Below are 13,303 nucleotides of genomic sequence, written 5' to 3'. Positions count from 1 at the left end.
TCCCATGTCCACTATTCACGGCATCATCGGCTACACCATCACCCCGTTCGGCGCCAACGGCGAAGGTCTGGATCTGCCGGCGCTCGGGCAATCGATCGATCGCCTGATCGACAGCGGTGTCCACGCCATCGCGCCATTGGGCAGCACCGGCGAAGGCGCTTACCTGAGCGATGCGGAGTGGGATCAGGTCGCCGAATTCAGCATCAAGCACGTGGCCAGACGCGTACCGACCATCGTCAGCGTTTCCGACCTGACCACCGCCAAAGCCGTGCGCCGCGCGCGTTTTGCTGAAGCCCATGGTGCCGACGTGGTGATGGTACTGCCGGCTTCGTACTGGAAACTTACTGAAGCGGAAATCCTCGCGCACTACCGCGCCATCGGCGAGAGCATCGGCGTGCCGATCATGCTCTACAACAACCCGGCCACCAGCGGCACCGACATGTCGGTGGATTTGATTCTGCGCATCGTCAATGCCGTGGAAAACGTGACCATGGTCAAGGAGAGCACCGGCGATATTCAGCGCATGCACAAGCTGCAATTGCTCGGCGAAGGCCAGGTGCCGTTCTACAACGGCTGCAATCCGCTGGCGCTGGAGGCGTTTGCCGCCGGGGCGAAGGGCTGGTGCACAGCGGCGCCCAATTTGATTCCACAACTGAATCTGGACTTGTATGAGGCCGCCATGGCTGGGGATCTGGATCGGGCGCGGGATCTGTTCTACCGCCAATTGCCGCTGCTGGATTTCATTCTCAAGGGTGGGTTGCCGGCGACGATCAAGGCCGGGTTGCGGCAGACCGGGCTTGAATCGGGCGATCCACGTTTGCCGGTATTTCCGCTGAGTGAAGCGGGCCAGACTCAGCTGCAAGCAATCCTCAAGACCCTGCGCTGATCTTACTGACACCACAAAAAACAATGTAGGAGTGAGCCTGCTCGCGATAGCGGTGGATCAGTTGAGCATGTATCGACTGACCCACCGCTATCGCGAGCAGGCTCACTCCTACAAAGGAATGTGGTGAATTTAGAGGACAGGCAAAGTCTTGTCCTTGATCACCTTGCTCGGCCCGTTCGCCTTGACGCTGGCAATGCCTTTATCGCACGCCGCATCCGATGAATACGCTTCGCTGCTGCCGATGACCTGGTGATTGGCCGCTTTCAGATTGAAGTACGGGTGGCCGTCCTTCGTCGATTTCTTCTCGTAGCGCTCATCCAGCGGGCTGTTGGTTTGCACCGCCGCGATGCCGCCGTCGGCCGCTGCGCGAGTGGTGTACAGCTCGCTGGTCAGAATCGTTTCGGCGTTTGCCGCTTTCAGCACGAACCTGAACTGGCCGTTGCTGCTTTTACTGAGTTCGTACCATCCGGACATGCTCGTTGCTCCTTGGCGATTGAGAGATTTCGCGCTTCAGAGTAAAGACCAGTCCTGACTATCTGTCGCTTGTACCGGCCTCTTCGCGAGCAGGCTCGCTCCCACTTTCGACCGAGTTTTCCAAGGACATGTGGGAGCGAGCCTGCTCGCGAATGAGGCAACTCGGTGCCGGCTATTTCACCACCGCCCGCACCACCGACAACTCCGGCGCACTCACCCGCCGCTGACTCAGATAGCGCATACAACTCACCCGCAGGAACGAGGCGAAGTTCACGACCTCCCCGCGATAATCCATCACCTCTTCATACAGCTTGGCGATCAATTGGTTGGTGGTCATGCCATCGACTTCGGCGATTTCGCTGAGGATGTCCCAGAACTGATTCTCCAGGCGTAACGTGGTCACCACGCCGCAGATGCGCAGCGAGCGCGAGCGTGACTCGTAGAGAATCGGGTCAGCCTTGACGTAGAGCTCGCACATCGGCGAATCCTCGTTACAGGTTGATTTTAGTGCCGAGCAAGCCGAGGAAACCGGCCAGCCAGTTCGGATGTGCCGGCCACGCCGGTGCAGTGGCCAGATTGCCTTGAACGTGGCCGTCCGTCACCGGAATGTCGATGTACGTACCGCCCGCCAGTCGCACTTCCGGCGCACAGGCCGGATAGGCGCTGCATTCGCGACCTTCAAGCACGCCCGCCGCTGCCAGCAGTTGTGCGCCGTGGCAGACGGCGGCAATCGGTTTACCGGCCTTGTCGAAGGCGCGCACCAGATCGAGGACTTTTTCGTTCAGGCGCAGGTATTCCGGGGCACGGCCGCCGGGGATCAGCAGCGCGTCGTAATCGGCCTCGCTGACCTTGGCGAAGTCGAAGTTGAGGGCGAACAGGTGACCGGGCTTTTCGCTGTAGGTCTGATCGCCTTCGAAATCATGGATCGCGGTGCGCACGGTCTTGCCGGCAGCCTTGTCCGGGCATACGGCGTGGACGGTGTGACCGACCATTTGCAGGGCCTGGAACGGCACCATCACTTCGTAGTCTTCGACGTAATCGCCGACCAGCATCAGGATCTTTTTCGCGGCCATGGGGAGGACTCCTCTGGGAATTGCCTGGGAGTGTTCAAGGTAGACCTATTCGAGAATGACGGGTAACAACGGGCTACTACCGAGTTGACGCCATCGCGAGCAGGCTCACTCCTACAGAAGTACGCATTTCAACTGTAGGAGTGAGCCTGCTCGCGATGGCGTCCGCAAACTGTACGCCTAAGTCCGTGCCTAGCTGTAACACCCAGAAATTCGCGGATTATGGCTAGATGAGGACACCTTCCAATTCCCTACGATTCTGGTCTCCCCTCATGTCCTCGCGCGAAAACACCGGCATGGCCCTCGGCCTGCTCGGCGTGGTGATTTTCAGCCTCACCCTGCCCTTCACCCGCATTGTGGTGCAGGAATTGCACCCGCTGCTCAACGGTTTGGGCCGCGCATTGTTCGCAGCGATTCCGGCAGCGCTGCTGTTGTTGTGGCGCCGCGAAAAGTGGCCGACATGGCAGCAAGTCAAAGGCCTGAGCCTGGTGATCGCCGGGGTGATTCTGGGTTTTCCGGTGTTGTCGGCGTGGGCCATGCAAACGTTGCCTGCTTCCCATGGTGCGCTGGTCAACGGGCTGCAACCGCTGTGCGTGGCGCTGTACGCCGCGTGGTTGTCCCACGAACGGCCGTCAAAAGCCTTCTGGGCCTGCGCGGCGTTGGGCAGTGCGTTGGTGCTCGGTTATGCGTTGTACACCGGAGCCGGCAGTATTCAAGCGGGAGATTTGCTGATGCTCGGCGCGATTGCCGTCGGGGGGCTGGGCTACGCCGAAGGCGGCCGATTGGCCAAGGAGATGGGCGGTTGGCAGGTGATCTGCTGGGCGCTGGTGCTGTCGACGCCGTTGTTGATCGGGCCGGTGCTGTATCTGGCGCTGCAACATCAGGGCGCGGTGTCGGCGAAGACCTGGTGGGCGTTTGGCTATGTCGCGCTGTTTTCGCAGTTTCTCGGATTCTTTGCGTGGTACGCCGGACTGGCCATGGGTGGCATTGCCCGGGTCAGTCAGATCCAGTTGTTGCAGATCTTCTTCACCATCGCGTTTTCGGCGTTGTTCTTTGGCGAACATGTCGAGCCGATTACCTGGGTGTTTGCGTGTGGCGTGATTGCCACCGTCATGCTCGGCCGCAAGACTGCGGTGAAATCAAATGTGGGAGCGAGCTTGCTCGCGAAGGGTCCGTAACAGCCAACATCATCGTTGACTGTCAGTCCGCTTTCGCGAGCAGGCTCGCTCCCACAGGGTCTAGGTCAGGCCAGGAAACCGTCGGCGCGCAGCAGGGTTTCCAGGCAGTGCTCGCTGATGTTGTAGAAGGCTTTCAACTCTTCGATCTTCACCAACAGCTGAGCCGGGTCCACCGGCTCGGCGCGCTTCACTGCCAGAATCATCTTGTTCTTGTTGGTGTGATCCAGCGAGATGAACTCGAAGACCTTGGTCTCGTAACCGCAGGCCTCAAGGAACAGCGCACGCAAACTGTCGGTGACCATTTCCGCTTGCTGACCGAGGTGCAAACCATATTGCAGCATCGGTTTGAGCAGCGCCGGGCTCTGGATTTGCAAGCGGATCTGTTTGTGGCAGCACGGTGAGCACATGATGATCGACGCGCCCGAGCGGATGCCGGTGTGGATCGCGTAGTCAGTGGCGATGTCGCAGGCATGCAGGGCGATCATCACATCCAGCTCGCTCGGCGCCACGCTGCGCACGTCACCGCACTTGAACACCAGCCCCGGATGATCGAGCTTCGCGGCGGCAGCGTTGCACAGGTTGACCATCTCTTCGCGCAGCTCGACGCCGGTGACTTCGCCCTCGGCCTTCAAGGTGTTGCGCAGGTAATCGTGAATCGCAAAGGTCAGATAACCCTTGCCCGAACCGAAATCCGCCACGCGCACCGGTTTGCCCAGCGCCAGCGGCGACGAGGTCAGGGCATGGCTGAACACTTCGATGAACTTGTTGATCTGCTTCCACTTGCGCGACATCGCCGGGATCAACTCATGTTGCGCATTGGTCACGCCGAGGTCCTTGAGGAACGGCCGGCTCAATTCGAGGAAGCGGTTTTTCTCGCGATTGTGCTCAGCGGACGGCGCTTCGCGCAGTTGCTGAGGTTTGCTCTTGAACAGCGAACTCTTGCCCTTTTTGCTGTATTCGAGCTGGGCTTCATCAGTCACCGCGAGTAAATGCGCATTTTTGAACGAGACCGGCAACAGCTCGGCAATCGCCGTCACACCGTCAACCAAGGGCAGGTTTTTGGTGATGTCGCGGGTTTTGTAGCGATAAACGAATGACAGATTCGGCTGCGCTTTGACGGTCACCGGTTTGATGATGACCCGCTGCAGATCCGCTTCGTCACCGACGTACTTGGCCAGCACCAGTTTGATGAAGCCGTTCTGCTCAAGGCTGGTTTGCAGCAGCTCGATGAACTGGGCGTGGTGATCGGGCGCAGGCTTGCTGGAAGGGGCAGTAACGGACATGGAAAAGCGGCCTCGGACGGGCGATATCGGGAATGGCGGGTATTTTAGGGGGGATGGGGGTTGGGGACACGCTCTTATTTACCCAACGGTTGGTTAAAGCGGCCCTCACCCTAGCCCTCTCCCAGAGGTAGAGGGGACTGATTGGGGGATATTGACGAGATACACCGACTTGAACGATTTGCTTTGAATCCATAATCGATACGTTTTTCCAAGTCGATGTCCAGCGCAAGACACCTCGGTCGGCTCCCTCTCCCTCTGGGGAGGGCTGGGGTGAGGGTATGGCCCTCAAGCCGAATAAAAAATCTGCAACCTAACCCAAAACCACCAACCGATTCGGCAACTCATTCCTCACCTGCGTCACCGGCACATGCACTTTCAGCAACTCCCCACACGCCTCGATGCAAGTGACAAACCCCTCAAGCGTGCGCCCCTGCCGCACCTGCTCGGTAAACGCCGCAACAATCGCATCCCAGGATTTATTGTCCAGCCGTTTGGAAATCCCCTCATCCACCAGAATCTCCACATACCGCTCAGCCTCGCAAACAAAAATCAGCATCCCCGTACTGCCCACCGTGTGATGCAGGTTCTGTTCGAGAAACTGCCGCCGCGCCAGGTTCGACGCGCGCCAATGCCGCACGCGGCGCGGAATCAGATGGGTGGTGATTTTCGGCAAACGAAACAGCAGGCACAGCACGATAAACGCCCCCCACTGCACCAGCAGCAAGCTGCGCAGGGTCAACCACCCGGTCAGGTAGTGCACAACGCCCGGCACCACCAGCGCCAAAAGGCTCGCCCACAACAGCGGGATGTACGCGTAATCGTCGGCGCGGGCGGCCAGCACCGTCACCAGTTCGGCGTCGGTGTCGCGCTCGACCCGGGCGATCGCCTCGGCGACTTTGCGTTGTTCGTGTTCGGTCAGTAGTGCCATGTTGAAAAGTGCCTGCTCATTATTCTTCTGATATCACCAGCCGCCGGACGAACCACCGCCGCCGAAACTGCCCCCGCCGCCGCTGAAGCCTCCGCCTCCACCGCCGCCGCCAAATCCGCCACCACCGCCGAAGCCGCCCCCTCCTCCGGAGCCACCCCGGCCGGCAGGCAGGATACCGAGCATCTGGCAGACAAACACCGTCAGGATGAACAACATCACCAAAAACACGAACAATGCCGGATGCCGCGAGATGAAATCAGCGGACGGATCACCGCTGGACTCATACACCGTCGACGGCTCGTCGAGCGGATTACCGCCGAGCACCACCAGCATCGCCGCGACGCCATCGCTGATGCCTTTGCTGAAATTGCCAGCCTTGAAGGCGGGCGTAATGACTTGATGGATGATCACTGAAGTCTGCGCGTCGGTCAGCCGGTCTTCGAGGCCATAACCAACTTCGATGCGCAGTTTGCGCTCGTCACGGGCAACGATCAGCAGCGCGCCGTTGTTCTTGTCCTTTTGCCCGATGGCCCAATGTCGACCGAGTTGAACGCCAAAATCCTCAATGGTCGTGCCCTGCAGATCCGGCACGGTAACCACGACCAATTGCTCGCCGGTCGCCTGTTCGTGGGCCTGCAACTGCTGGGTCAGTTGCGTGCGCACCGACGGCTCGAGCATCTGCGCTTCGTCCACCACCCGCCCGCTCAGCGCCGGGAACATCAACTCGGCCCGGGCGCTGACGGCGAACAGCCACAGCATCAGCACCAGGCCCATTTTCAACACACGCATGGACAACCTCGAATCAGAATTTCACTTCCGGGGCCTTTTCCGCGCCGGGCGTGGTGGCTTCGAAGGTTTCGCGGATCGGCAGGTCGCTGTACATCACGCTGTGCCAGAGACGACCGGGAAAAGTGCGGATCTCGGTGTTGTATTTCTGCACCGCCAGAATGAAATCGCGACGCGCCACGGCGATGCGGTTTTCCGTGCCTTCGAGCTGCGATTGCAGGGCGAGGAAGTTCTGGTTGGCTTTCAGATCCGGATAGCGCTCGGAGACCACCATCAAGCGGCTCAACGCACCGGTCAGTTGATCCTGCGCCTGCTGGAACTGTTTGAGCTTCTCGGGATTGTCGAGGGTGCTGGCATCGACCTGGATCGACGTGGCTTTCGCCCGCGCCTCGATCACTGCCGTCAGGGTTTCCTCTTCATGTTTGGCGTAACCCTTGACCGTTTCCACCAGATTGGGGATCAGATCGGCGCGGCGCTGGTACTGGTTCTGCACCTGGCCCCATGCGGCTTTGGCCTGTTCGTCGAGGGTCGGGATATTGTTGATGCCGCACGCGGTCAACAGCGTGGCCAGCACCAGCAGTGTGGCGACCTGCAAACGCGAGCGATTGGTTGGGCTAACATTCATCGCAGTGATGCTCCTTGGCACATTTCATTATAAAAACCGAGCGCGAAACATTCTCAGCGGGCTCTTGGGGCATAATCGGCCGCGTCGCTGGATTACGACGGGGCAATGGGCTAAAAAGTGCCCTGCGTGATCATGCTGGCAAGTGTCGGCTGCCGTTTTTGGCTCTGTTTCTTTGAGCCTGTACCCGAACAACAATAGTCGCTCCCTAAATTTTGGCTGGCCGGCGTTGCATTGCCGCTTGGGCCCTTGAGAAAAATATTCATGAAGAAGCTGTGTTTGCTGGGTCTGTTCGTCAGCCTGGCCAGTCATCAAGTATTGGCCGCCACGACCCCGGTACCCCTGGAAAACAAGGACGCGTTCATCAGCAACCTGATGAAGCAAATGACCCTCGATGAAAAGATCGGCCAGTTGCGCTTGATCAGCATCGGCCCGGAAATGCCTCGCGAGTTGATCCGCAAAGAGATCGCGGCCGGCAATATCGGCGGCACGTTCAACTCGATCACCCGTCCGGAAAACCGTCCGATGCAGGACGCGGCGATGCGCAGTCGGCTGAAGATTCCGATGTTTTTTGCGTACGACGTGATCCACGGTCACCGTACGATTTTCCCGATTCCGCTGGCCCTCGCCTCGAGCTGGGACATGGACGCCATCGGCCAGTCCGGCCGCGTTGCCGCCAAGGAAGCCGCCGCCGACAGCCTCGACATCACCTTCGCGCCGATGGTCGATATCTCTCGCGACCCACGCTGGGGCCGCAGCTCCGAAGGTTTCGGTGAAGACACCTACCTGACCTCGCGCATCGCCGGCGTCATGGTTCGCGCCTATCAGGGCGCCACCCCGAGCGCCGCCGACAGCATCATGGCCAGCGTCAAGCACTTCGCCCTGTACGGCGCGGTCGAGGGTGGTCGCGACTACAACACCGTCGACATGAGTCCGGTGAAGATGTATCAGGATTATCTGCCGCCGTACCGCGCCGCGATCGATGCCGGCGCCGGTGGTGTGATGGTCGCGTTGAACTCGATCAACGGCATTCCGGCCACCGCCAACACCTGGCTGATGAACGATCTGCTGCGCCGCGACTGGGGCTTCAAAGGCCTGGCGGTCAGCGACCACGGCGCGATCTTCGAACTGATCAAGCACGGCGTCGCCCGCGACGGTCGTGAAGCAGCGAAGCTGGCAATCAAGGCCGGCATCGACATGAGCATGAACGACACCCTCTACGGCAAGGAGCTGCCGGGCCTGCTCAAGTCCGGTGAGATCGAGCAGAAAGACATCGACAACGCGGTGCGCGAAGTGCTCGCCGCCAAGTACGACATGGGCCTGTTCAAGGACCCGTACCTGCGCATCGGCAAGGCTGAAGATGATCCGGCCGACACCTACGCCGAAAGCCGTCTGCACCGTGCCGAGGCCCGTGAAGTCGCGCGTCGCAGCCTGGTGCTGCTGAAAAACCAGAATGAAACCCTGCCGCTGAAGAAAGACGCAAAAGTCGCACTGGTCGGCCCATTGGCCAAAGCACCGATCGACATGATGGGCAGCTGGGCTGCAGCGGGTAAGCCTGCGCAATCGGTGACCCTGTTCGACGGCATGAGCTCGGTGATCGGCAACAAGGCGAACCTGATCTACGCCCGTGGCGCCAACATCACCAGCGACAAGAAGGTCCTCGACTACCTGAACTTCCTCAACTTCGACGCGCCGGAAGTGGTCGATGACCCGCGCCCGGCCAACGTGCTGATCGACGAAGCAGTGAAAGCTGCAAAAGACGCTGACGTGATCGTTGCAGCGGTAGGTGAATCCCGTGGCATGTCCCACGAATCCTCCAGCCGTACCGACCTGAACATCCCGGAAAACCAGCGTGAGCTGATCCGCGCGTTGAAAGCCACCGGCAAACCGCTGGTGCTGGTGTTGATGAACGGCCGTCCACTGACCATCCTGGAAGAGAACCAGTCAGCTGACGCGATTCTGGAAACCTGGTTCAGCGGCACCGAGGGCGGTAACGCCATCGCTGACGTGCTGTTTGGCGACTACAACCCGTCGGGCAAATTGCCGGTGACCTTCCCGCGCTCCGTCGGCCAGATCCCGACCTACTACAACCACCTGAGCATTGGCCGGCCATTCACGCCGGGCAAACCGGGCAACTACACCTCGCAGTATTTCGATGACACCACGGGCCCGCTATTCCCGTTCGGGTATGGCCTGAGCTACACCCAATTCGCCCTGAGCGACATGGCGCTGTCGTCGACCACCCTCAACGCCACCGGCAAGCTCGACGCCAGTGTCATGGTGAAAAACACCGGCAAGCGTGACGGCGAAACCGTGGTGCAGTTGTACATCCAGGACGTCACCGGTTCGATGATCCGCCCGGTGAAGGAACTGAAGAACTTCCAGAAAATCATGCTCAAGGCCGGCGAACAGAAAGTCGTGCACTTCACCATCACTGAGGATGACCTGAAGTTCTACAACGCCCAGCTCAAATACGCCGCCGAGCCTGGCAAGTTCAACGTGCAGATCGGCCTGGATTCCCAGGACGTCACGCAGCAGAGCTTTGAGTTGCTGTAACTGACAACGCAGTTCCCTTGTAGGAGTGAGCCTGCTCGCGATAGCGGTCATTCAGCTAATTCAATGCTGACTGACACACCGCTATCGCGAGCAGGCTCACTCCTACATTGGTTTTGCAGCGTTAATTTATCCGCGTCTATCGAGTATGTTGACCACCACCCGATCCACCCAGCCCCACACCCGCTGCTTGACCCGTCGCCACAACGGTCGGCGCTGCCACTCTTCCAGACTCACCTGCTGACTCAGCCCGAAGTCCTTCACAAAACTCGCCTGCACCGCTGCCGTCAACGACGGGTCCAGCGCCTCCAGATTCGCCTCCAGATTGAAGCGCAGGTTCCAGTGGTCGAAGTTGCACGAACCGATGCTCACCCAATCGTCCACCAAGACCATTTTCAAATGCAGAAAGCACGGCTGGTATTCGAAGATCTGCACCCCGGCCTTGAGCAGTCGCGGGTAGTAGCGATGCCCGGCGTAACGCACCGACGGGTGATCGGTACGCGGCCCGGTCAGCAGCAGGCGCACGTCGACACCACGCGCGGCCGCCTTGCGCAGGGAGCGGCGGATTTTCCATGTTGGCAGGAAGTACGGCGTGGCCATCCAGATGCGTTTTTGCCCACTGTTCAAGGCGCGGAACAACGACTGCAGAATGTCGCGGTGCTGGCGGGCATCGGCGTAAGCCACGCGGCCCATGCCCTCGCCCTTGTCCGGCACGCGCGGTAATCGTGGCAGGCCGAAATGCGCGGCCGGGCGCCAGGCGCGGCGGTAGCGGTTGGCGATCCACTGTCGATCAAAGAGTAATTGCCAGTCGATCACCAACGGCCCACGGATCTCGACCATCACCTCATGCCACTCGCTGCTGTCGTGGCCCGGCGTCCAGAACTCATCGGTGACACCGGTGCCGCCGACCACCGCCAGACATTGATCGACCAGCAACAATTTGCGGTGGTCACGATAGAAATTACCGACCCAGCGCCGCCAGTTCAGCCGATTGTAGAAACGCAGTTCAACCCCGGCATGGGTCAGGCGCTGACGCAGATTGAGGGTGAACGCGAGGCTGCCGTAATCATCGAACAGGCAGCGCACACGCACACCACGTTCGGCCGCCAGCACCAGCGCCTGGACGATGGTTTCGGCACAGGCGCCAGCCTCGACCAGATACAACTCCAGTTCAATCTGCTCCTGCGCACCAGCAATCTGCTCGAGCATGCGCGGGAAGAATTGCGGGCCGTCGATCAACAGCTCGAACCGGTTGCCGTCCCGCCACGGGAACACCGCGCCGCGCATGTCAGCGCGCCGTGAAGATCAGCACCGCACCCACCGGCACCGACAGACTGATCGCCGACAAGTCGGCGAGTTTACGCAGGCTTTCCAGCCCCGGCAGCAGATCGAAATCTTCAGCGTTGATCACCAGCGGCTCAAGCGTGACCACTTGAAAACGACGATCATCGAGACGCGTCGCCAGCAGTTCGGCGGGGTATTCGTGTTGCTTGCCGTGCAGGTTGACGGTCAGCGGCAGACGCAACTCCAACTGCGCACCGGGGGCCAGATCGTTGATCGGGCGCAGGTCAATCTGGGTGGTGATGGTCGCTTCGGGAAATTGCTCGATCTGGAACAGCTCCTTGCGCATGCGCTCATCGCGCAACGGGATGCCGCTGTTGATCGAGTCCAGCTCGACCTCGACTTCGGCGCGACCATTTGGGTCGACCTTGCCGTGCAGCACCAGAAAGCGCTGCACTTCGGAGACATTGGCGTTCTTCGTGCTGACGAACGACAGCCGCGACGACTCGCCGTCCAGATACCAATTGGCCTGCGCCGGCAGCGCGACAGCGGCGAGCAACAGGCTGGACAGGGTTGCACAGAGGGAGCGGTTGAACATTGAACACTCGTGGGGCCGATAAACCTGCACGAACCTTAACCGCCCCCGCCGTTATTGCAAACTGAAGATCTAACTCTGTAGGAGTGAGCCTGCTCGCGATAGCGCACTTAGACTCGAAGAACATGTTGGAACTGATACCGCCATCGCGAGCAGGCTCACTCCTACAGGGGAACCGCGTACATCAAAGGCTGAGGCGGCAGCCCTGCCGTTCGCTTTGCCACTGGGCGCGATTGCTGCGGCCCATTCCGCTGACGGTGATGGTTTTGCTGGCAGGGTCATCGGTGAACTGGCTGGTCGGCAGCCACTGTTTCACATAACCACGGCAATACTCGGCGTCGTTGTTCATCACATACCGGCACGAACAATATTCCTTGGCGGTGTAGGCGCTGATGATGTCGGGGAAGGCCCACAGATTTTCGCGCTCGTAAACGACCCAGCCGAGCAACAAAACAAGCAGCAACAGCAAAAAGCGCTTCATGGCTGCACCGCCTTCAACACGCGTTTGAGCAGTTCGTTATGGCGGTAGCTGCCATCGCGATCATCGGCGTAACGCACGATCACCAGGTTGGCGCTGGGGATTACGTACAGCGCCTGGCCCCAATGACCAAGCGCGGCGAAGGTGTCGGGCGGTGCGTCGGGCCACGGTGACAAGGCGCCATCGGCCGGGCGATTGAGCCACCATTGACCGCCGGGCACCGCTTCGTCCTGATGGGCCTTATAGCCGGCGAAGGGCTGCCGATTGAAGTCGACCCAGTCCTTGGGGAGTAGTTGTCGATCATTCCATCGTCCGTCGCGGGCCATCAGCAATCCGACTCGCGCCAGATCCCGCGCAGTGAGATAGACATAAGAAGAAGCGACAAACGTGCCGCTGGCATCGGTTTCCCACACGGCGTGACGGATGCCCAGCGGCTCGAACAACGCCGTCCATGGATAATCCGCATAACGCTGCGGGCCGACGATCGTTTTCAACGCTGCTGCCAAGAGATTGCTGTCGCCGCTGGAATAGCGGAAGGCCCGCCCCGGTTCGGCGTAGGCATCGTGATCGGAGGTAAATGCAGCCATGTCGCGATGGCCACGGGTGTAGAGCATCGCCACCACCGAGGATTTCAGCGGGGCGTATTCATAGTCTTCCTGCCAATCGATACCAGAGGCCCAGTGCAGCAGGTCGGCGATTTTGATCGCCGGGTGTTTGGTCAGTGGCGGGTAAAACTTCGTGGCCGGATCGTCGAGCTTGAACAGGCCCTCGCCGTAGGCCACACCGAGGACGGAGGCCATCAGGCTTTTGCTGATCGACCAGGTCAGGTGCGGGGTTTGTGCTGTGGTCGGGCCGGCGTAGCGTTCGTAGAGGATCTGGCCGTCGCGGATGATCAGCAGGGCATCGGTGCGGATGCCTTGGCGGGTGGCGTCGTCGCGGGGTGGGAAGGCGTAATTCTCCAGCGCTCCTGTATCGGTGATCGTCGTGCCAGTTGGCCATTGTTCGCCGGGCCATGGTTCGGCCTGAACGGTGAAGCAGATCAGCAGCAGAAACAGCGACAGGCCTTTGCGCATGGTGAGGGCTCTGGGAATGAACCTGCTGAGACTAGTCGGGGTTGATGACAAGTATGCGGTGTTATTTAGATTGCTATCGCGAGCAGGCTCACTCCT

At 60.1% G+C, this 13,303-nt stretch carries 14 protein-coding genes; 3 read left to right on the top strand and 11 right to left on the bottom strand.

Annotation, left to right across the window (positions count from 1 at the left end; all coding sequences use genetic code 11):
- Positions 1 to 4: 4 nt before the first annotated feature.
- Positions 5 to 886, top strand: coding sequence for a dihydrodipicolinate synthase family protein (locus tag VY732_RS06690; RefSeq protein WP_331695014.1), 882 nt, complete (start codon positions 5 to 7; stop codon positions 884 to 886).
- 129 nt (positions 887 to 1,015) lie between these two features.
- Here VY732_RS06690 and VY732_RS06685 read toward each other — a convergent pair whose 3' ends face one another.
- The 3 genes from VY732_RS06685 to VY732_RS06675 all read right to left on the bottom strand — a co-directional run bounded on the left by VY732_RS06685 (position 1,016) and on the right by VY732_RS06675 (position 2,433).
- Entirely contained in the window at positions 1,016 to 1,360 is a 345-nt protein-coding gene (locus VY732_RS06685; RefSeq protein ID WP_116028834.1) for a YegP family protein, read from the bottom strand.
- A gap of 172 nt (positions 1,361 to 1,532) precedes the next feature.
- On the bottom strand, positions 1,533 to 1,838 hold the full coding sequence (locus tag VY732_RS06680) for a ribbon-helix-helix domain-containing protein (RefSeq protein ID WP_007916314.1): 306 nt from the start codon (positions 1,836 to 1,838) through the stop codon (positions 1,533 to 1,535).
- A gap of 13 nt (positions 1,839 to 1,851) precedes the next feature.
- Positions 1,852 to 2,433, bottom strand: a complete 582-nt coding sequence (locus VY732_RS06675; protein ID WP_331695013.1) for a DJ-1/PfpI family protein — start codon at positions 2,431 to 2,433, stop codon at positions 1,852 to 1,854.
- 269 nt (positions 2,434 to 2,702) lie between these two features.
- On the opposite strand from VY732_RS06675, the gene VY732_RS06670 reads away from it, so the two are divergent.
- Positions 2,703 to 3,608: a DMT family transporter gene (locus VY732_RS06670; RefSeq protein ID WP_331695012.1), complete on the top strand. Its 906-nt coding sequence runs from the start codon at positions 2,703 to 2,705 to the stop codon at positions 3,606 to 3,608.
- Between the two features lie 65 nt (positions 3,609 to 3,673).
- Here the strand turns inward: VY732_RS06670 and VY732_RS06665 are convergent, their stop codons facing one another.
- The 4 genes from VY732_RS06665 to VY732_RS06650 all read right to left on the bottom strand — a co-directional run bounded on the left by VY732_RS06665 (position 3,674) and on the right by VY732_RS06650 (position 7,230).
- Positions 3,674 to 4,891: a class I SAM-dependent methyltransferase gene (locus VY732_RS06665; RefSeq protein ID WP_331695011.1), complete on the bottom strand. Its 1,218-nt coding sequence runs from the start codon at positions 4,889 to 4,891 to the stop codon at positions 3,674 to 3,676.
- A gap of 310 nt (positions 4,892 to 5,201) precedes the next feature.
- A complete protein-coding gene (locus VY732_RS06660) occupies positions 5,202 to 5,819 on the bottom strand; it encodes a TPM domain-containing protein (protein ID WP_007916305.1) in 618 nt (205 codons plus the stop codon).
- A 33-nt stretch (positions 5,820 to 5,852) separates the two neighbouring features.
- Positions 5,853 to 6,608 (bottom strand): TPM domain-containing protein, encoded by a 756-nt coding sequence (locus tag VY732_RS06655; protein WP_331695010.1) that lies wholly within the window; start codon positions 6,606 to 6,608, stop codon positions 5,853 to 5,855.
- A gap of 13 nt (positions 6,609 to 6,621) precedes the next feature.
- Positions 6,622 to 7,230, bottom strand: coding sequence for a LemA family protein (locus VY732_RS06650; protein ID WP_093438567.1), 609 nt, complete (start codon positions 7,228 to 7,230; stop codon positions 6,622 to 6,624).
- A 261-nt stretch (positions 7,231 to 7,491) separates the two neighbouring features.
- Here VY732_RS06650 and bglX point away from each other — a divergent pair, with 261 nt between their 5' ends.
- The gene (gene bglX / locus VY732_RS06645; protein WP_077571476.1) at positions 7,492 to 9,783 is read left to right on the top strand and encodes a beta-glucosidase BglX; all 2,292 of its coding nucleotides are present in this window, start codon (positions 7,492 to 7,494) and stop codon (positions 9,781 to 9,783) included.
- A 126-nt stretch (positions 9,784 to 9,909) separates the two neighbouring features.
- On the opposite strand, the gene VY732_RS06640 is transcribed toward bglX, so the two are convergent.
- From VY732_RS06640 to VY732_RS06625, 4 genes are all read right to left on the bottom strand, one after another.
- Positions 9,910 to 11,067, bottom strand: coding sequence for a phospholipase D-like domain-containing protein (locus VY732_RS06640; protein WP_331695009.1), 1,158 nt, complete (start codon positions 11,065 to 11,067; stop codon positions 9,910 to 9,912).
- A 1-nt stretch (position 11,068) separates the two neighbouring features.
- Positions 11,069 to 11,659 carry a YceI family protein gene (locus VY732_RS06635; protein WP_038358250.1) on the bottom strand — a complete coding sequence of 197 codons (591 nt, stop codon included), beginning with the start codon at positions 11,657 to 11,659 and terminating at the stop codon, positions 11,069 to 11,071.
- A 181-nt stretch (positions 11,660 to 11,840) separates the two neighbouring features.
- Entirely contained in the window at positions 11,841 to 12,137 is a 297-nt protein-coding gene (locus VY732_RS06630; RefSeq protein WP_077571474.1) for an amidase, read from the bottom strand.
- The gene (locus tag VY732_RS06625) at positions 12,134 to 13,207 is read right to left on the bottom strand and encodes a serine hydrolase domain-containing protein (RefSeq protein ID WP_331695008.1); all 1,074 of its coding nucleotides are present in this window, start codon (positions 13,205 to 13,207) and stop codon (positions 12,134 to 12,136) included. The genes VY732_RS06630 and VY732_RS06625 overlap by 4 nt, the downstream gene beginning before the upstream one ends.
- Positions 13,208 to 13,303 lie beyond the last annotated feature (96 nt).

This window comes from Pseudomonas sp. ZY71, from assembly GCF_036542145.1.
GTDB classification, from domain to species: Bacteria; Pseudomonadota; Gammaproteobacteria; order Pseudomonadales; family Pseudomonadaceae; genus Aquipseudomonas; species Aquipseudomonas koreensis_A.
The sequence above is the reverse complement of the archived record's forward strand: the minus strand, read 5'-3'. Positions and strand labels throughout refer to the sequence as shown.